This window comes from Cognatiluteimonas telluris, from assembly GCF_011320095.1.
Classification (GTDB): Bacteria; Pseudomonadota; Gammaproteobacteria; order Xanthomonadales; family Xanthomonadaceae; genus Cognatiluteimonas; species Cognatiluteimonas telluris.
This window is the reverse complement of the sequence record NZ_JAANOY010000008.1, coordinates 21968-39546: the sequence shown is the minus strand read 5'-3', so window position 1 is coordinate 39546 and position 17579 is coordinate 21968. Positions and strand designations below refer to the sequence as shown.

The window sequence follows — 17579 nt, the reverse complement described above, 5'->3', positions numbered from 1 at the left end:
ACGATCCTTGCAACGTGGGGCGGGGTTCAACCCGCCGTCTGGAATCTGGAAGTGGCGACGCAGCGCACGCGCCTTCCCGGCAGTCGGCGGTGCGGGGCGGGTTCAACCCACCTGCATCGCCAGGCCGGGCGGAGCCGCGCTACACCAGCCCTTTCTGTCTCAACGCGGCGACGAGCTCGGCCACGTCCTTCACCATCACGCCCTTGCCGCGCCTGGTCGGCGGCGCGTAGTGCGTCGTCTGCAGTTGGTCGCCGTCCTCGACGCCGAGGTCGGCGAAGGCGATCGCCTCCAGCGGCTTGCTCTTGGCCTTCATGATGTCCGGCAGCTTGATGAACCGCGGCTCGTTCAGGCGCAGGTCGGTGGTGACGACCGCGGGCAGGTCGACTTCCAGCGTCTCCAGCCCGGCGTCGACCTCGCGCGTGACCGTGGCCTTGCCGGCGGCGATCTCCAGCTTCGACGCGAACGTCGCCTGCGGCCGGCCCCACAAGGTCGCCAGCATCTGCCCGGTCTGGTTGCAGTCGTCGTCGATCGCCTGCTTGCCGAGGATGACCAGGTCCGGCTGTTCGCGCTCGACCAGCTTGAGCAGCGCGCGCGCCGCGGTCAGTGGTTGTACCGCACGATCGGCGATCACGTGGATCGCGCGGTTGGCACCCATGGCCAGTCCGTTGCGCAGGTGCGCCTGGGCATCGGCCGGCGCGATGGTGGCGACGACGACCTCGGTCGCGATGCCCTTGTCGCGCAGGCGGAGTGCCTCTTCCAGCGCGATCTCGTCGAACGGGTTGGGCGACAGCTTGACGCCGTCGGTGACCACGCCCGAGCCATCGGGCTTGACCTGGATGCGGACGTTGTAGTCCACGACGCGCTTGTAGCCGACGAGGATCTTCATCGTCCGGGCTCCTGGAATGGCGGGGGCGGCAGGGCAGGACGCCGGTGCCGGAGAGAGCGAACCGGGGATTTTAGCGGGCCAACGGCGCCGGCGCGAGTCGGCCGGGGCGTGGATGGCGACACAGGAGGAAGCGGCGCCGAGGCCGATTCGTCCGGATTGCCGCGGTATCGCCGCGCTGCGCGGGGCATCGACGGCAGCGGCGGGCTAAAATGCGCGGCCTCCACGCCTTGCCGCCCGATGCCCGACGCCGCCCTCCTGTCCCACCTCGACCGCCTGGAAGCCGAAAGCATCCACATCCTGCGCGAGGTCGCGGCGGAATTCCGCAATCCGGTGATGATGTATTCGGTGGGCAAGGACAGCTCGGTGCTGCTGCACCTGCTGCTCAAGGCGTTTTATCCCTCGCGCCCGCCGATCCCGCTGCTGCACGTCGACACGACGTGGAAGTTCCGCGAGATGATCGCCTTCCGCGACCGGCGCGCGGCAGAGACCGGGGTCGAGCTGCGCACCTGGACCAATCCCGACGGCATCGCCCAAGGCATCGGCCCGATCAGCCACGGCGCCACCGTGCACACCGACGTGATGAAGACGCAGGCGCTGAAGCAGGCGCTGGACAAGTGGGGCTTCGATGCCGCGATCGGCGGCGCGCGCCGCGACGAGGAAAAATCCCGCGCCAAGGAGCGCATCTTCTCCTTCCGCAGCGCCCAGCACCGCTGGGACCCGAAGAACCAGCGCCCGGAGCTGTGGGATGTCTACAACACCCGGATCCACAAGGGCGAATCGGTGCGCGTGTTCCCGATCTCCAACTGGACCGAGCTCGACGTGTGGTTGTACATCTTCCGCGAGAAGATCCCGGTGCCGTCGCTCTATCTTGCGGCCGAGCGCCCGGTGGTCGAGCGCGACGGCGCGCTGATCATGGTCGACGACGGACGCCTGCCGCTGCATGACGGCGAGCAGCCGGTGATGAAGAAGATCCGCTTCCGCACCCTGGGCTGCTATCCGCTCACCGGCGCGATCGAATCCGAGGCCGACACGCTGGAGAAGATCATCGCCGAGATGCTGGTGGCGACGACCTCCGAGCGCCAGGGCCGCGTGATCGACCAGGACCCCTCGGCGTCGATGGAAAAGAAGAAGCAGGAGGGCTACTTCTGATGGAAGCGATCCTTCCCGCGAGCGACGCCGCCACCGCGGTCGCCGCCTACCTGCAGCAGCACGAGACCAAGGGCCTGCTGCGCTTCATTACCTGCGGCAGCGTCGACGACGGCAAGAGCACGCTGATCGGGCGCCTGCTGCACGACACGCGATTGCTGTTCGACGACCAGCTGGCCACGCTGGAGGCCGACAGCCGCCGCCACGGCACCCAGGGCCAGGACATCGATTTCGCGCTGCTGGTCGATGGCCTGGCCGCCGAGCGCGAGCAGGGCATCACCATCGATGTCGCCTACCGCTTCTTCAGCACCGAGAAGCGCAAGTTCATCGTCGCCGATTGCCCGGGACACGAGCAGTACACCCGCAACATGGCCACCGGCGCGTCCACCGCCGACCTGGCGGTGGTGCTGGTCGACGCGCGCAAGGGCCTGCTGACGCAGACCCGCCGCCACAGCTACATCGTGTCGCTGCTGGGCATCCGCCATGTGCTGCTGGCGGTGAACAAGATGGACCTGGTCGATTACGACGAAGGCGTCTTCGAGGCGATCGTCGACGGCTACCGCGAACTGGCCGCGCAGCTGGGCATCGAACACGTCACCTGCCTGCCGTTGTCCGCACTCAGGGGCGACAACATGCTGCAGCGTTCGGACGCAATGCCGTGGTATCGCGGACCGACGCTGCTCGAGCACCTGGAAACCGTCGATGTCTCGCGCAAGTCCAGCGAGCTTGGCCTGCGCATGCCGGTGCAATGGGTGTGCCGCCCCGATTCGAGCTTCCGCGGCTTTGCCGGCACGATCGTCGCCGGCGAGGTGCAAGCCGGCGACGAGATCGTGGCGCTGCCGTCCGGCCGGCGTTCGACCGTGGCGCGGATCGTCACCGCCGATGGCGATCTGGCGCGCGCGCGCGCGGGGCAGGCCGTCACGCTGACGCTCGGCGACGAACTCGACATCAGTCGCGGCGACGTCATCGCCGCCGCGCACAACCCGCCGCAGGTCGCCGACCAGTTTGCCGTGCACCTGCTGTGGCTGGGCGAGCATGCCTTGCTGCCGGGGCGGCCGTACTGGCTCAAGATCGGCGCGCGCACCGTCGGCGCGACCGTGACCGAAATCAAGCACAAGGTCGACGTCAACACCCAGGAACACCTGGCCGCCAAGCACCTGGAGCTCAACGAGGTCGCGTACTGCAACCTGCACCTGGACCAGGCGGTGGCGTTCGAGCCCTACGCCGACAATCGTGAACTGGGCGCGTTCATCCTCATCGACCGCCAGAGCTATGCCACCGTGGCCGCCGGCACGCTCGATTTCGCACTGCGCCGCGCCGGCAACATCCACTGGCAGCACGTCGACGTCGACAAGGCCGCGCGCGCGCGGATCAAGCACCAGCAGCCGCGCTGCCTGTGGTTCACCGGCCTGTCGGGGTCGGGCAAGTCGACCATCGCCAACCTGGTGGAGAAACGCCTGCTCGCCATGGGCCAGCACACCTACCTGCTCGACGGCGACAACGTGCGCCACGGCTTGAACAAGGATCTGGGCTTCACCGACGAGGATCGCGTGGAAAACATCCGTCGCGTGGCGGAAGTCGCGCGGCTGATGGTCGACGCCGGCCTGATCGTGCTGGTGAGTTTCATCTCGCCCTTCATCGCCGAACGTCGGATGGCGCGCGAGTTGTTCGGCGACGGCGAGTTCGTCGAGATCTTCGTCGACGCGCCACTGGAAGTCGCCGAGCAACGCGATGTGAAGGGGCTGTATGCGAAGGCGCGCGCCGGCGAGATCGCCAACTTCACCGGCATCGATTCGCCCTACGAACGCCCGGCGCATGCGGAGATCGTACTGGAAAGCGCAGCCGAGGCGACCGAAGAACTCGCCGCACGGGTGCTGCGCTATATGTCTAGGCATTGAATCCTTGACGCGGAATTGACACGAAGAAACATGTCGTGAATTGCGCGTGAGCCATCCGAAAGCCGCCAGGCGATCCCGGTCAGTCTTGCCATCGATGAGCCGGTGCAACGCTTGCAAAGAGCAGGCGCACGCATTCACACATCGATGACCCCTGCTGAATTATCACGAGCGCCCCGTCAGCTGAATTCGGTGTCCTGACATGCGCATCGCTCTTTTATGTGGAGCCCTTGCCGGCCTTCTGGCCGGTTGCCCTTCGAATTCCCAACAGGCGTCGACCACGCCGACTGCACAGGCAGCGTCTGCAACGCCCTCCTTCACCGATGCGCCTGCCCCGCACGCGTCATCGATTGCATCGATGGCCGATCATGGAAGCCTGCTCGCGTATTCACCGCACGCAACGCTGAACAGCGGGGCGACCACGTGGCACGCAGTCGACCTGAGTGAAGCCCATGCATTGCGCTCGGTCGCCGAGGGCGGGATGGTCCTCGATGCACCGGACGGCCATCCGATCCGGTTGCGTTACGAGCGTCAAATCGAACACGCCGACGGCAACTGGACGTGGATCGGCCAGCCCGAAGGCAGCCGAGGTGGACAGGAGGCGATCCTCACGTTCGGTGACAAGGCGGTATTCGGGTCGATTCCCAATGACAAAGGCCTGCCATTCGAGATCACCTCGAAGGGCGGTCGGACATGGCTGGTTGAAACCGACGTACGCAAGCTGGCTGGCTCGCCCACAACGGCCGTGGCTGGAGGCCCGGATGTCCTGAATGCGCCAGACCGGGCGTCGGGGACGTCGCCGACAGCCATGGGTTCCGCGCTGGTGTCGGCCTTGGCGGCGTCGGTCCCCAGCAGGCAGGCATCGGCGACCCAGACCTCGGACGGAGCCACTGTCGATCTGGTCCTCGGGTATTCCAGCGGGTTGAAGACCCGTCTCGGCGGATTTTCCCAGGTTAAGACCCGGTTGAACTTCCTGGTCGATGTCGCGAACCAGGCCTTTTCGAACAGCCATGTCGGCGGTCGGCTGCGCCTGGTGCGCACGGTCCAGGTCAACTATGCCGACACGACGACCAACCGCAGTGCGCTGTTCGACCTGTCGGGGCTGCAGTGCTCGACGGTTGCCAGCGGCCAGTTGCACTTGCCCGACGGCGATGTCAGCTGCAACGCGTCGTCGGTACCGGCCGGGCTCGCCCCGTTGATTGCCGCGCGCAACCAGTTCGGCGCCGACCTCGTGTCGTTGGTGCGCGATTACAAGACGGAAAACCAAACGTGCGGCGTAGCCTGGCTGATTGGTGGCGGGCAACAGCCGATCACCGCCAGCAGTGCCGCGTATGGGCTGTCGGTGATCAGCGACTCCGCCGGTGGCATCTGCCGGACGGAAACACTGGCGCATGAAATCGGTCATAACCTGGGGCTTGCCCATGACCGGACGGCGGCGGCCGGTGACGATGACACCAATACCGACAACGATCCCCTGGATCCAGGTGAGTATGGCCGGTACGGCTATTCCTTCGGCTACAGCACGGGCGCTGGCGGCGGAAACTTCTACACGATCATGGCGATTCCGACAGTGGGACAGACGGCATATCGCGTGTTTTCCAACCCGCGCCTCACCTCGTGTGGCGGCTTGGCCTGCGGCGAGACCAACGTGGCCGACAATGCCCAGACCCTGATCAGGACGATGCCGGCGGTCGCGGCCTTCCGCGCGGCAAAGACCCAGGTCATGGGTGTTGACAACCGCGGCGACTTCAATGGCGACGGCAAGTCGGACATCCTGTGGCGCAACACGGTCACCGGCGCCAACTCCATCTGGTTGTCGGGCAACTCTGCAACGACCTTGTACATCCATTCGGCGGGCACCGCATGGGTCGTCGGCGGAGTGGGGGACTTCAATGGCGATGGCCGCTCCGACGTCCTGTGGCGCAATGCCAACACCGGCAGTAATTCCATCTGGCTATCGGGCAATTATCGGACCGCGCAGGCGACGAGTGCCCGCGAAACCGCCTGGGAGGTGGCTGGCATCGCCGACTTCAACGGCGACGGCAAGTCGGACATCCTGTGGCGCAACGCCGAGAGTGGCTCCAACGTCATCTGGAAGTCCGGACGCTCCGGCAGCGCGCAGGCTGTCCATGCCGTCGCTGGCCGAGCCTGGATCGTGGTTGGCGTGGGCGACTTCAACGGTGATCACAAGGCCGACATCCTGTGGCGGAACGTCATCAGCGGATCCAACGCCATCTGGCGCTCCGCCAACTATTCGACCCAGCAGGCGATCAATGCGGCCACAGACTTGAACTGGGTGATCGCGGGCGTCGCCGACTTCAATGGCGACGGTCGTGCCGATGTGTTCTGGCGCAATGTGAACTCGGGAGCCAATTCCGTCTGGTTGAGTGCCTTCCGGTCCAACTACATGCCCGTGCACTCGGCCAGCACCACCTACAACGTGGCGGGCTTTGGCGACTTCAACGGCGACCACAAGGCCGATGTGCTGTGGCGCAACGCAAGCAGCGGAGCCAACATCATCTGGAGGTCGGCGAACATCAGTACGGCACAGTCGGTTTCAACCGTATCGAACCTGCAATGGGTTCCCGCGGGCTGAGCGGCGACGGCATGGAACAAGAGAGCCGCCTTGGGCGGCTCTCTTTTTTGTCATGGGATCAACGTTGCTTGCGCCGCAGCAGGTAGCGCCCTTCCACCGGCGGGAGCACGCCGCCTTGCAGTAGCGCCTTGTCCAGCAGCTTCACCAGGTCGAACAGCGCGCGTGTGTTGGCGTCGGCCAGGTATCCGCGCCGGGTTCCCATCGGCACGACCCGGTCCATGATCGTCGTGTGCTCGTGGCATTCCACGATGTCGAAGCGCTGCTTGAGCATGGCGCTGATTTCCCCCGAACGGATGGCTTCGAACGGCGAGACCAGCTTGCCGGGAACCGGCCGCCCGACCTGCTTGAGGACCTTGTTGCCGACCCGGTTCGTGCGCAATGGTTCTGGAAGTGCGGCGAGGACGGCATTGATCCACTCCAGGCGCTCGTCGCTGAACTGGAACTGGGTTTCGCCGATGTAGTCGTGCACGTAGAACACGCCCTCCGGCGACAGCACCCGTTCGATTTCATCCAGGACGTGCTCCAGCTCGAGCACGTGGTGGAGGATGGTCTGGCAGACGACGAGATCAAAGCGCTCGTCACCCAGGGCAATGGCGTTGAGGTCCTGGCAGACGTAGCGGATCGGAAGTCCATCCTTCTCGGCGAACTGGCGCGCTTCCTCGATCGCCTGCGGGGCGACATCGACGCCGACGAATCGTTCGCAGATGCGCCGCTCCAGCAGGGCACGTTCACCGCGACCGGAACCGCAGCCCAGCGAGAGGCCCGAGCGTGGCTTGAGGCCGGCCCGCTGCAACATCACCAACAGGCCGACGGTGTCCCGGTTGAGCCCGAGTTCCGCCGCTGCCGCCTGGTCGTCGTCGCGGATGGCGAGGAATGCCGGGTCCGAGAACATCCGCCCCCAAACCGACCCCTCCTTGCGTGATGCCTCGCGATAGGCTTCCGCCGAGGAACGCAGCGTCCGGATGATGTCGTCTGCGCTGGCTGCCGTATCGGCCATGGGTTTTGCTCCTGCCGGTCGAGCCGGCGTCACAGGTTCTGGTAATTCGGACCCGACCCGCCTTCCGGCGTCACCCAGGTGATGATTTCGTACGGATCCTTGATGTCGCAGGTCTTGCAGTGCACGCAGTTGGCGGCGTTGATCTGCAGGCGCTTGCCGGTGTCCGGATCACCGGTCACCACGTCGACGATCTCGTAGACGTTGGCCGGGCAGAAGCGCGTGCACGGATTGCCGTATTCGACCGTGCATCGCTCGATGCAGATGTTGGTGTCGTGCACCACCAGGTGCACCGGCTGGTCCTCGTCGTGCTCGGTGGCGGCGAAGTACACGCCCTGCAGGCGGTCGCGCGGCGGCAGCGTGCGCTGGACGTAGCCGCGCGCACGGTCGTCGGCGCGCCGGGCATCCGCGTCCAGTTTGTCCAGCGAGCACCAGTCGGGCTTGACCTTGAGCGTCCACGGCGAACGTCCGCCGGTGACCGTTTCCCACGCCGCGTTCAACAACCCGAACCACAGGCCGCGCTTGAAGCCGGGCTTGATGTTGCGCACCTGGCGCAGCTCGGCGACCGCCGGCGAGGCACGCAGCTTCGCATCGAACCCGCGCGGGTCCAGCGACTGCGCCAGGTGCTCGGCGGCGAGCATGCCGCTGCGGATCGCCTGGTGGGTGCCCTTGATCTTGGGCACGTTGAGCAGGCCGGCGCCGTCGCCGATCAGCAGCGCGCCGGGCATCTCGACCTTGGGCAGCGACTGCCAGCCGCCGGTGACGATCGCGCGCGCGCCGGCCGAGACGATGCTGCCGCCCTCGAGCAGCGGCGCGACCGTGGGGTGGTTCTTCCATTGCTGGAAGGCTTCCCAGGGCTTGTAGTCCGGGTCGCGGTAATCCAGTCCGCTGACGTAGCCCAGCGCGACGCGGTCGCCATCCAGGTGGTAGAGGAAGCTGCCGCCATAGATGTCGTTGCTCGCCGGCCAGCCGAGCGTGTGCACGATCTTCCCCGGCGTGGCGCGGCCGGCGGGCAGTTGCCACAGCTCCTTGATGCCGATCGAGTAGGCCTGCGGATCGCTGTCGGCATCGAGCCGGAAGCGCTTGACCAGCTGCTTGGTCAGGCTGCCGCGCGCGCCTTCGGCGAGCACCGAGACCTTGGCCCGGATGTCGATCCCGGCGGTGTAGCCGGGCTTGTGCGAGCCGTCCTTCGCCACGCCCATGTCGCCGATGCGCACGCCGGCGACGCGGCCGTCGGGGTCATGCAGGGCCTCGGCCGCGGCGAAGCCGGGATAGATTTCCACGCCCAGCGCTTCGGCCTGCGGCGCCAGCCACGCGCACAGCGCGCCGAGGCTGACGATGAAGTTGCCGCGGTTGTGCATGCCCGGCGGCACCGGCAGCTTGCGTGCGCCGGTTTTCGACAGCAGCCAGAATTCGTCTTCGGCGGCGGGCACGCAGATCGGTGGCGGGTTGTCGCGCCAGCCGGGCAACAGCGCGTCCAGCGGGCCGGGTTCGATCACCGCGCCGGACAGGATGTGCGCGCCGACGGTGGCGCCCTTCTCGATCACGCACACGCTCAGCTCGGGGTTGCACTGCTTGAGCCTGATCGCGAACGACAGCCCGGCCGGGCCGGCGCCGACGGTGACGACGTCGTACTCCATCACGTCGCGCTCGACTTCGCTCATGCCGCTTCTCCGCTCGCTTCGTTGCCGGGCTGCGATTCTCGGGGTTTGCAGCGGATGCGGCAAATCGGCAGCATCCGGCGATGGCGCTCGTCCCGCTCGCATTGCCCGCCGCCGCGGTGGCGCTGGATCCGGCCTGGCTGGAACCGCCCGCCGCGGATGCGCTGCTGGCGGCGCTGCTGGACGACGTGGAATGGGAGGTGCACCGCATCCGCTTGTTCGGCCGCGCCGTGGATTCCCCGCGGCGCAGCTGCTGGATTGGCGATCCGCATGCGAGCTACGCCTATTCGGGCACCCGCTTCACGCCGCACGAATGGCCGGGGGCGATGCTGCCGGTCCGCGCGCGCCTGCAGGACGAACTGGGGATCGATTTCAACAGCGTGCTCGCCAACCTCTATCGCGATGGCCGCGACCGCATGGGTTGGCACCGCGACAACGAGCGCGAACTGGGCTCGCGACCGGTGATCGCGTCGCTGAGCCTGGGGGCGCGGCGGCGCTTCGTCTTCAGGCGGCGCGACGAGCCGGCCCGGAAGCACGCCATCGTCCTTGGCCACGGCAGCCTGTTGCTGATGGCCGGCGATACCCAGGCCGCTTACCAGCACGCCTTGCCGGCAACGGCGAAACCGGTAGGGCCGCGCATCAACCTCACCTTCCGGCGCATCGGACCGGAGGCGCGTGGCTGAAGCGACATCGCCGATCGCGCGGGCGATCTTGTCCGGCGCCGGGGTGATCCAGACAGCCGCCGATCGCGTGGCGCGAACGCGAACGGCGGCGTCGGTCAAAGCCCGCCGGGGGAGCGGCCGCGAAGGGCAATCGCGGCTAGGGCCTGGCGGGGGTGGAATGGGCTTGCTGGCCGCTCAACAGCGTCCAGCCGGCGACATCGTGAGCAATCGTCGTGAGCGCCGTATCGAACGCCCGTGCCACCGACGCGGTGTCGGTCGCCGTGGCTGGAACCGCCTGCAGGAACGTGCGGGAGGCGATGATCGCCTGGTCGGGCGAGCGCAGCAGCTTGGCGTTGACTTCGATCGTGGCCGCGGGCACGGCGTGGCCGGCATAGTCGGCGTCGTAGCGGCGTAGTTCCATCAGCAGCGTGTAGTCGGCGGCCAGGCCGCTGCCCTTGCGCGCGACGGCAGCGATCTTGTTGGAGTCCTCCAGTGCGCGCAGCACCGCGGTCTGCACCTGGTTGCTCGGCGAGGTCGCCCAGCTCGCACCCTTGTAGACCTCCAGCTGGCCGGGCGTGGGGCGCACCGCGATGCGCTGGCTGTCGAGCATGCGCGCGGCGTCGGGACTGGCGATTTCCAGCTGCCAGTCCACGGCCGGCCACGCCGGATCCGGAGCCACGCGCGGATCGGGCGCGTAGATCGTCGCCGGCGTCCGCTGGCCGCCCAGCAGCGAACAGCCGCCAAGCAGCGGCAGTGCGATGAGCGCGATGAGCGCGACGCCAGTGCGCCGGTGCGCGCGCGGGCCGAAGTTCGATTCCCGCCGCATGCCTGTCGATGGCGCCGTCATTTGGGTTCGAACTCCTTGGGTGCGTCACGGCCGAGGATGTACCGCGCGGGGCTGCCTTCGAGGCGGTCGCTGATCCGGCGCAGGTCGCGCACCAGCGCGCGCAGCTCGCTCAATGTCGGCCCGAGCTGGCCGAGGCCGTCGTTGGCGAAGCTGCGGATCGCCGTGCGATTCTCGCCCAGGATGCCGTTGGCGTTGCCGGCGGCGGCATCGAGTTTCGTCAGGGTGTCGTCGAGCTTGCCCACCAGGCCCGGCAGCTTGTCGACCAGCTCGCGGTTGACGCCATCGACGGCGTGGTTGGTGGACGCCAGGGTTTTTTCCAGCTGCTCGCTGGAGCGCCGCGCACTGACGATCAGCGCCCGCAGGTCCTGCCGCTGCGCGGCGACCGAACCGGTGAGCGCGTCGATGTTCTGCAGCGTGCTGGCGATGTGCTTGACGTTCTCTTCGCTGAGCACCTCGTCCATGCGCGCGACCAGGCGGTTGGCGGTGTCGGCGATGTTCTGCAACGCCGAGGCTTCGGTCTTGATCACAGGTACGTCGCGATGGTCGACCGCGGTCAGCCACGGCGCCTTCGGGCTGCCGCCGGTGAGCTGGATGAAGGGACTGCCGGTCAGGCCGGTGATCGACATCTTGGCCTTGGTGTCGACCTTCACCGGGGTGTCGGCCTGCAGCTTCAATCGTGCCAGCACCTGGCGCGGATCATTGGGCGCCAGCCGCAGCGATTCGACGGTGCCTACGGAAATGCCGTTGTACTGCACCGAGCTGCCTTCGGTCAGGCCGGTGACCGGCTCGTTGAACACCACGGCATATTCGGTCCAGCTGCGCTCGGACGAATACTTCGCCGCCCACAGGCCGAACAGCAGCAGCAACACCGCGGTGAGGATGGTGAAGGCGCCGATCAGGACGTAGTTGGCCTTGGTTTCCATCAGCGGCTCGGGGTCCGGGTGTGGGAATGCCGGGCGCGCGCGCATGGAATTGCGCGGGTGGCAGGCAAGCGACGGCGGACCTGGCGGGACGAAGCGTGCATCTCAGCGGATCTCCACTCGCGATTCCCGCGTTGCGGTCGCCTGCGCCGCACGTCCGCGCGGGCCGTTGAAATAATCCTGCACCCAGGGGTGATCCAGGTGCTCGAGTTGCGCGACAGGTGCCACCGCGACCACCTTCCGGTCCGCGAGCACCGCCACGCGGTCGCAGATAGCGTACAGGGTGTCCAGATCGTGGGTGATGAGAAACACCGTCAGGCCCAGCGCCTGTTGCAGGGTACGGATCAGGTTGTCGAAGGCAGCCGCGCCGATCGGGTCCAGCCCCGCGGTCGGCTCGTCGAGGAACAGCAGCGGCGGATCCAGCGCCAGCGCACGCGCCAGTCCCGCCCGCTTGCGCATGCCGCCGGACAGTTGCGAGGGCAGCTTGTTGAGCGCATCGGCCGGAAGTCCCGCCAGTTTGACCTTCAGCAGCGCCAGTTCGTAAAGCAGCGAGTCGGGCAGGTCGCGGCAATGCTCCTTCAGCGGCACTTGCACGTTCTCCCCGACGGTGAGCGAGGAGAACAACGCGCCGTCCTGGAACAGCACGCCGGTGTTGCGTTCGATCTGCAGGCGGTCCGCGGGATCGTCCGAGCGCGCATCGACGCCCAGCACTTCGATCCGGCCTTCGTCGGGCGTGCGCAACCCCAGGATCGAACGCATCAGCACCGACTTGCCGGTGCCCGAGCCGCCGACCACGCCGAGGATTTCACCCGGAAGCACGTCCAGGTCGACGCCGTCGTGCACGACCTGCTCGCCGAACCGGTTGACCAGTCCGCGCACGCGGATGATCGGTTCGACGTCGCCTGGAATCGCCGCGTCGGTCGCCACGTCACCAGCCCATGTGCATGAACCAGATCGCCGCGATCGCGTCGAGCACGATCACCAGCGAAATGGTCTGCACGACGCTGGACGTCGTGCGTTCGCCCACCGACTGCGCGGTCCCCTGCACCTGCAGGCCCTCCAGGCAGCCGATCAGGCCGATGATCAGCGCGAAGACCGGCGCCTTCGACATGCCCACCAGGAAATGCCGCAGGTGCATCGTCGACTGCAGCCGCGCCAGGTAGGCCTGCGGCGGGATGTCCAGGCTGAAGGCGCCGACCGACATGCCGCCGAGCAGGCCGGCGACCATCGCGATGAAGGTCAGCAGCGGCAGCATCACCACCAGCGCGATGACGCGCGGATGCACCAGCAGGTCGATCGGATCCAGGCCGAGGGTGCGGATCGCATCGACTTCCTCGCGGCTGACCATCGCGCCGATCTGCGCGGTGAATGCGCTCGCGGTGCGCCCGGCGAGCACGATCGCGGTGAGCAGCACGCCGAACTCGCGCAGGAAGGCGATGCTCACCAGTTCCACCACGTAGATCGTCGCGCCGAAGTCGGCCAGGATGCTGGCGCCGAGGAACGCGATCACCGCGCCGACCAGATACGCGAGCAGCGCGATCAGCGGCACCGCGTCCAGCCCGACCTGTTCCATGTGGTACACGGTGGCGGTAAGCCGGAAGCGCCGCGGCTCGCGGATGGTGCGCAGCGCCTTGGCGATGTTCTCGCCCAGGAAGCTGACCAGCGCGACGATCTCCTTGCCGTTGTCGGCCACCGCGAAACCCAGCCGGCCGAGCGCGGCGGCGAATCCGTATTCGCGCTTGCGCCTGGGCCGCTCGTCGGCGACATCCTCGATCGCGGCGACCAGCGCATGGTGGTCGGTGCGGAATTCGAAGGCATCGAAATCCAGCCCGTTGCGGCGCGCGAAGCGCAGCAACTGGAGGACGCCGGCGGAGTCCAGGCGTTCGACCGCGCGGGCGTCGATCGCCGCCGCCTGCGCCGGCGCCGCCTGCAACACCTGGCTGATCGTGTTGGCGTGATGCAGCGTCCAGGCGCCGCGCAATCGCAGGCGCGCGCCCTGGCCGTCCGGAGTGCGGTCGGACCCGGGATCGGTGGACTGCGCGCGTGCGGGCGCGGAGCCGGGAGATTGGATCAGCTCGATGCTGGGTGCGGCGCTGGCAACGCCCATCAATGCATTCCGGTGCCGGATGGCGGCGTTTCGAGGATACAGACTCGGCCCGAAGGCGTCCCGCGGCGCGGCTGCAGGGCGATGCCGCGCATGCGATCCTGCGGCGATGCCCAGCATGAACGCGATCGCCGAAACGAAGTCCGCCGAGCAGCGCGATTACGCCCGGCGGCTGGCGTTCGTGGTCGAGCTGGCCGAACGCCTGCACATCTACGGCACCACCGCGCAGCGCCTGGAGGGCGCGCTGGACGCCGTCGCCAGCAGCCTGAAGCTGGATTGCGAGCCGTGGTCGAATCCGACCGGGCTGATCCTCACCTTCAGCGATCCGGCGCGGCCGCCGGGCGAGAGCGATACCACCCGCGTGATCCGGCTGCCGCCGGGCGACACCGACCTGGCGCGGCTGTGCGAAGTGGACCGCATCGCCGAGGAGGTGATGGCCGGGCGGCTGGACCTGGTCGCCGGGCATGCGGCGCTGCGCCGGATCGACCAGCCGCGCGGCTGGCGCTGGCAGGCGATGCAACTGCTGGGCCTGGGCCTGGCGGCAGGCGCGGTTGGCGGACTGCTGCGGCTGCCGTGGCTGGATATCGGGGTGGCGACGGTGACCGGGTTGCTGATCGGGTCGATCGAATTCGTCGCCCGCCGCCGGCCGCAGGTGCGCGAAGCCGGCGAGGCCCTGGCTGGGCTGCTGGCCGGTGCCGTGGCGATCCTGGTCGCCGCGTTCGTGGCGCCGCTCAACCTCAATACGGTGATCATCGCCTCGCTGATCGTGCTGCTGCCCGGGATGAGCCTGACCAATGCGGTCAACGAGCTGACCAGCCAGCACCTCGTCTCGGGCACCGCGCGCTTCGCCGGCGCACTGACCACGGTGATGAAGCTCGCCGTCGGCACCGCCATCGCCCTGGCGCTGGCGCGGCTGCTGGGCATCGAACCGCAGGTGCGCGCGCTGCGGCCGCAACCGGACTGGGTGGAATGGGCGTCGCTGGCGCTGGCGGCCTATGCCTTCGCCGTGCTGCTGCGCGCGATGCGGCGCGATTATCCGCTGGTGATGCTGGCGGCGATCGCCGGCTACCTCGTCTCGCGCCTGGCGGGGCAGGCCTGGGGCAGCCCCGCCGGGATCTTCCTTTCGGCCCTGCTGATGACCGCCGCGGGCAACGGGTATGCGCGCTGGATCAAGCGCCCGGGCGCGCTGGTGCGGGTGCCGGGGATCCTGATGCTGGTCCCCGGCAGCGCCAGCCTGCGCGGGGTGATGGACCTGGTCCAGCAGCAGGACGTCGCCGTCGGACAAAGCGGCGCGCTGACGGTGATGAACATCCTGCTGGCGCTGATCGCCGGCCTGCTGTTCGGCAACCTGCTGTTGCCCACGCGGCGCAACCTCTAGCCCGACACCCCCCGTAGCCCGGGTAAGCGCAGCGCACCCGGGATGACAGTGCGATTCGCGACCCCGCCGGAACGACCCCGGGTGCGCTTGCGCTTACCCGGGCTACGGCTCCTACGGATTCCGCTCGCGCCGGGCACCCGCCCTTGAAACCCCCGCCCGCCACCCCATCTCGGGCGCAGTCCCGTTGCACGGGCATTCCTGTTGCCGGGTTTTGGCACTCGCTCCTGTCGAGTGCTAGAATTGCCGGCCGTTTCCTAACCCAATCAACCACTTAAGAGGTTGTCGAATGAACATCAAGCCGCTTTACGACCGCGTCGTCATCAAGCGCATGGAAGAAGAAAAGATGTCCGCCGGCGGCATCGTCATCCCCGACTCCGCCACCGAGAAGCCGATCAAGGGCGAAGTGGTCGCGGTCGGCGAGGGCAAGGCGCTGGACAACGGCTCGCTGCGCGCGCCCAAGGTCAAGGCCGGTGACAAGGTCCTGTTCGGCAAGTACAGCGGCACCGAAGTGAAGCTCGACGGCACCGACTACCTGGTGGTGAAGGAAGACGACATCTTCGCCGTGCTCGGCTGATCGATCTCGCTTCCCGTCCCAACCCCATTCCTGAAATCCGACAGAGGTAAACGCAATGGCTGCCAAGGAAATCCGTTTCGGTGAGGACGCGCGCGCGAAGATGGTGCGCGGCGTGAACATTCTCGCCAATGCCGTCAAGGCAACGCTCGGCCCGAAGGGCCGCAATGTCGTGCTCGAGAAGAGCTACGGCGCCCCGACGATCACCAAGGACGGCGTGTCCGTCGCCAAGGAGATCGAGCTGGCCGACAAGTTCGAGAACATGGGCGCGCAGATGGTGAAGGAAGTCGCGTCCAAGACTTCCGACAACGCCGGTGACGGCACCACCACCGCGACCGTGCTGGCGCAGGCGCTGATCCGCGAAGGCATGAAGGCGGTCGCCGCCGGCATGAACCCGATGGACCTCAAGCGCGGCATCGACAAGGCCGTGACCGCCGCCGTCGCCGAGCTGAAGAACATCTCCAAGCCCACCGCCGACGACAACGCGATCGCGCAGGTCGGCACGATCTCGGCGAACTCCGACGAGTCGATCGGCAACATCATCGCCGACGCGATGAAGAAGGTCGGCAAGGAAGGCGTCATCACCGTCGAGGAAGGCTCGGGCCTGGACAACGAACTCGACGTCGTCGAGGGCATGCAGTTCGACCGCGGCTACCTCTCGCCGTACTTCATCAACAACCAGCAGTCGATGTCGGCCGAGCTGGATGATCCGTTCATCCTGCTGCACGACAAGAAGATCTCCAACGTGCGCGACCTGCTGCCGGTGCTGGAAGGCGTCGCCAAGTCGGGCAAGCCGCTGCTGATCGTCGCCGAGGAAGTCGAAGGCGAAGCCCTCGCCACGCTCGTCGTCAACACCATCCGCGGCATCGTCAAGGTGTGCGCGGTCAAGGCGCCGGGCTTTGGCGATCGTCGCAAGGCGATGCTGGAAGACATGGCGGTCCTCACCGGCGGCACCGTGATTTCCGAGGAAGTCGGCCTGTCGCTGGAGAAGGCCACGATCAAGGATCTCGGCCGCGCCAAGAAGATCCAGGTCACCAAGGAAAACACCACGATCATCGACGGCGCCGGCGAAACGTCGGGCATCGAAGGCCGCATCAAGCAGATCAAGGCGCAGATCGAAGAGACCTCTTCGGACTACGACCGCGAGAAGCTGCAGGAGCGCGTCGCCAAGCTCGCCGGTGGCGTGGCCGTGATCAAGGTCGGTGCCTCGACCGAGATCGAGATGAAGGAAAAGAAGGCGCGCGTCGAAGACGCCCTGCACGCAACCCGCGCGGCGGTGGAAGAAGGCGTGGTCCCGGGCGGCGGCGTTGCCCTGATCCGCGCGCTGACCGCGGTCGGCAAGATCAAGGGTGTCAACGAAGACCAGAACCACGGCATCCAGATCGCCCTGCGCGCGATGGAAGCGCCGCTGCGCGAAATCGTCACCAATGCCGGCGAGGAGCCGTCGGTCGTGCTCAACAAGGTCAAGGACGGTAGCGGCAATTTCGGCTACAACGCGCAGACCGGCGAGTACGGCGACATGGTCGCGATGGGCATCCTGGACCCCACCAAGGTCACGCGCACCGCGCTGCAGAATGCGGCGTCGATCGCCGGCCTGATGATCACCACCGAAGCGATGGTGGGCGAGCTGCCGAAGAAGGAAGAGCCGGCCATGGGTGGCGGCGGCGGTGGCATGGGCGGCATGGGCGGCATGGATTTCTGAGTCCACGCCTTCAACTGGTTGCACATCGAAAGCCCCGCTCGCGCGGGGCTTTCTCTTTTGGGCTGGCAAGGCAGCGGCCGGCGTCCGTCCTGGATCGCCGTGGCCGCCTCATGTCCCGTGACGCTCCGGGGGATCGCCGCGAGCGCGTATTCAGCATGGTGAATTAGCGCGGTCCACTGCGGCGGCAGGCGAAGCGGCGGTCCCCGACGCCCTGTCC

14 protein-coding genes are annotated in these 17579 nt (G+C 67.4%); 7 read left to right on the top strand and 7 right to left on the bottom strand.

Annotated features, from left to right (window positions below; all coding sequences use genetic code 11):
• Nucleotides 1-139: 139 nt before the first annotated feature.
• The gene (locus G7B67_RS06510) at nucleotides 140-886 is read right to left on the bottom strand and encodes an electron transfer flavoprotein subunit beta/FixA family protein (protein WP_166209720.1); all 747 of its coding nucleotides are present in this window, start codon (nucleotides 884-886) and stop codon (nucleotides 140-142) included.
• A gap of 237 nt (nucleotides 887-1123) precedes the next feature.
• Here G7B67_RS06510 and cysD point away from each other — a divergent pair, with 237 nt between their 5' ends.
• The 3 genes from cysD to G7B67_RS06495 all read left to right on the top strand — a co-directional run bounded on the left by cysD (nucleotide 1124) and on the right by G7B67_RS06495 (nucleotide 6523).
• Nucleotides 1124-2035, top strand: a complete 912-nt coding sequence (gene cysD / locus G7B67_RS06505) for a sulfate adenylyltransferase subunit CysD (RefSeq protein WP_166209717.1) — start codon at nucleotides 1124-1126, stop codon at nucleotides 2033-2035.
• Nucleotides 2035-3930 (top strand): sulfate adenylyltransferase subunit CysN, encoded by a 1896-nt coding sequence (gene cysN, locus G7B67_RS06500; protein ID WP_166209714.1) that lies wholly within the window; start codon nucleotides 2035-2037, stop codon nucleotides 3928-3930. Before cysD ends, cysN begins: the two co-directional genes overlap by 1 nt.
• 355 nt (nucleotides 3931-4285) lie before the next feature.
• On the top strand, nucleotides 4286-6523 hold the full coding sequence (locus G7B67_RS06495; protein WP_166209711.1) for a reprolysin-like metallopeptidase: 2238 nt from the start codon (nucleotides 4286-4288) through the stop codon (nucleotides 6521-6523).
• Nucleotides 6524-6581: 58 nt separating this feature from the next.
• Here G7B67_RS06495 and G7B67_RS06490 read toward each other — a convergent pair whose 3' ends face one another.
• Together G7B67_RS06490 and G7B67_RS06485 are read right to left on the bottom strand one after the other, a co-directional pair.
• A complete protein-coding gene (locus G7B67_RS06490; protein WP_166209708.1) occupies nucleotides 6582-7520 on the bottom strand; it encodes a class I SAM-dependent methyltransferase in 939 nt (312 codons plus the stop codon).
• Between the two features lie 29 nt (nucleotides 7521-7549).
• Complete coding sequence (locus tag G7B67_RS06485; protein WP_166209705.1) at nucleotides 7550-9181, bottom strand: electron transfer flavoprotein-ubiquinone oxidoreductase; 1632 nt, start codon at nucleotides 9179-9181, stop codon at nucleotides 7550-7552.
• Nucleotides 9182-9261: 80 nt separating this feature from the next.
• On the opposite strand from G7B67_RS06485, the gene G7B67_RS06480 reads away from it, so the two are divergent.
• Nucleotides 9262-9861, top strand: a complete 600-nt coding sequence (locus tag G7B67_RS06480) for an alpha-ketoglutarate-dependent dioxygenase AlkB family protein (protein WP_166209702.1) — start codon at nucleotides 9262-9264, stop codon at nucleotides 9859-9861.
• 136 nt (nucleotides 9862-9997) lie between these two features.
• On the opposite strand, the gene G7B67_RS06475 is transcribed toward G7B67_RS06480, so the two are convergent.
• From G7B67_RS06475 to G7B67_RS06460, 4 genes are all read right to left on the bottom strand, one after another.
• Nucleotides 9998-10687 (bottom strand): ABC-type transport auxiliary lipoprotein family protein, encoded by a 690-nt coding sequence (locus G7B67_RS06475; RefSeq protein WP_243412276.1) that lies wholly within the window; start codon nucleotides 10685-10687, stop codon nucleotides 9998-10000.
• Nucleotides 10684-11610: an MlaD family protein gene (locus G7B67_RS06470; RefSeq protein WP_166209699.1), complete on the bottom strand. Its 927-nt coding sequence runs from the start codon at nucleotides 11608-11610 to the stop codon at nucleotides 10684-10686. The genes G7B67_RS06475 and G7B67_RS06470 overlap by 4 nt, the downstream gene beginning before the upstream one ends.
• A 102-nt stretch (nucleotides 11611-11712) precedes the next feature.
• The gene (locus G7B67_RS06465; RefSeq protein ID WP_166209696.1) at nucleotides 11713-12534 is read right to left on the bottom strand and encodes an ABC transporter ATP-binding protein; all 822 of its coding nucleotides are present in this window, start codon (nucleotides 12532-12534) and stop codon (nucleotides 11713-11715) included.
• 1 nt (nucleotide 12535) lies between these two features.
• Nucleotides 12536-13714: an MlaE family ABC transporter permease gene (locus G7B67_RS06460; protein ID WP_166209693.1), complete on the bottom strand. Its 1179-nt coding sequence runs from the start codon at nucleotides 13712-13714 to the stop codon at nucleotides 12536-12538.
• A gap of 115 nt (nucleotides 13715-13829) precedes the next feature.
• Here G7B67_RS06460 and G7B67_RS06455 point away from each other — a divergent pair, with 115 nt between their 5' ends.
• The 3 genes from G7B67_RS06455 (at nucleotide 13830) to groL (ending at nucleotide 17362) form a co-directional block, all read left to right on the top strand.
• On the top strand, nucleotides 13830-15089 hold the full coding sequence (locus G7B67_RS06455) for a threonine/serine exporter family protein (protein ID WP_243412275.1): 1260 nt from the start codon (nucleotides 13830-13832) through the stop codon (nucleotides 15087-15089).
• A 286-nt stretch (nucleotides 15090-15375) separates the two neighbouring features.
• Nucleotides 15376-15663 (top strand): co-chaperone GroES, encoded by a 288-nt coding sequence (gene groES, locus G7B67_RS06450; RefSeq protein WP_166209688.1) that lies wholly within the window; start codon nucleotides 15376-15378, stop codon nucleotides 15661-15663.
• Nucleotides 15664-15718: 55 nt separating this feature from the next.
• Nucleotides 15719-17362 (top strand): chaperonin GroEL, encoded by a 1644-nt coding sequence (gene groL / locus G7B67_RS06445; protein ID WP_166209686.1) that lies wholly within the window; start codon nucleotides 15719-15721, stop codon nucleotides 17360-17362.
• Nucleotides 17363-17579: the final 217 nt, after the last annotated feature.

What these genes read in the sequence shown, in the direction of transcription:
- G7B67_RS06460 (WP_166209693.1), bottom strand. Translation starts at nt 13,714, where the DNA reads ATGGGCGTTGCCAGCGCCGCACCCAGCATCGAGCTGATCCAATCTCCC.
- G7B67_RS06490 (WP_166209708.1), bottom strand. Translation starts at nt 7,520, where the DNA reads ATGGCCGATACGGCAGCCAGCGCAGACGACATCATCCGGACGCTGCGT.
- cysN (WP_166209714.1), top strand. Translation starts at nt 2,035, where the DNA reads ATGGAAGCGATCCTTCCCGCGAGCGACGCCGCCACCGCGGTCGCCGCC.
- groES (WP_166209688.1), top strand. Translation starts at nt 15,376, where the DNA reads ATGAACATCAAGCCGCTTTACGACCGCGTCGTCATCAAGCGCATGGAA.
- G7B67_RS06475 (WP_243412276.1), bottom strand. Translation starts at nt 10,687, where the DNA reads ATGACGGCGCCATCGACAGGCATGCGGCGGGAATCGAACTTCGGCCCG.
- G7B67_RS06480 (WP_166209702.1), top strand. Translation starts at nt 9,262, where the DNA reads ATGGCGCTCGTCCCGCTCGCATTGCCCGCCGCCGCGGTGGCGCTGGAT.
- G7B67_RS06495 (WP_166209711.1), top strand. Translation starts at nt 4,286, where the DNA reads ATGGCCGATCATGGAAGCCTGCTCGCGTATTCACCGCACGCAACGCTG.
- G7B67_RS06470 (WP_166209699.1), bottom strand. Translation starts at nt 11,610, where the DNA reads ATGGAAACCAAGGCCAACTACGTCCTGATCGGCGCCTTCACCATCCTC.
- G7B67_RS06455 (WP_243412275.1), top strand. Translation starts at nt 13,830, where the DNA reads ATGAACGCGATCGCCGAAACGAAGTCCGCCGAGCAGCGCGATTACGCC.
- G7B67_RS06485 (WP_166209705.1), bottom strand. Translation starts at nt 9,181, where the DNA reads ATGAGCGAAGTCGAGCGCGACGTGATGGAGTACGACGTCGTCACCGTC.
- groL (WP_166209686.1), top strand. Translation starts at nt 15,719, where the DNA reads ATGGCTGCCAAGGAAATCCGTTTCGGTGAGGACGCGCGCGCGAAGATG.
- G7B67_RS06510 (WP_166209720.1), bottom strand. Translation starts at nt 886, where the DNA reads ATGAAGATCCTCGTCGGCTACAAGCGCGTCGTGGACTACAACGTCCGC.
- cysD (WP_166209717.1), top strand. Translation starts at nt 1,124, where the DNA reads ATGCCCGACGCCGCCCTCCTGTCCCACCTCGACCGCCTGGAAGCCGAA.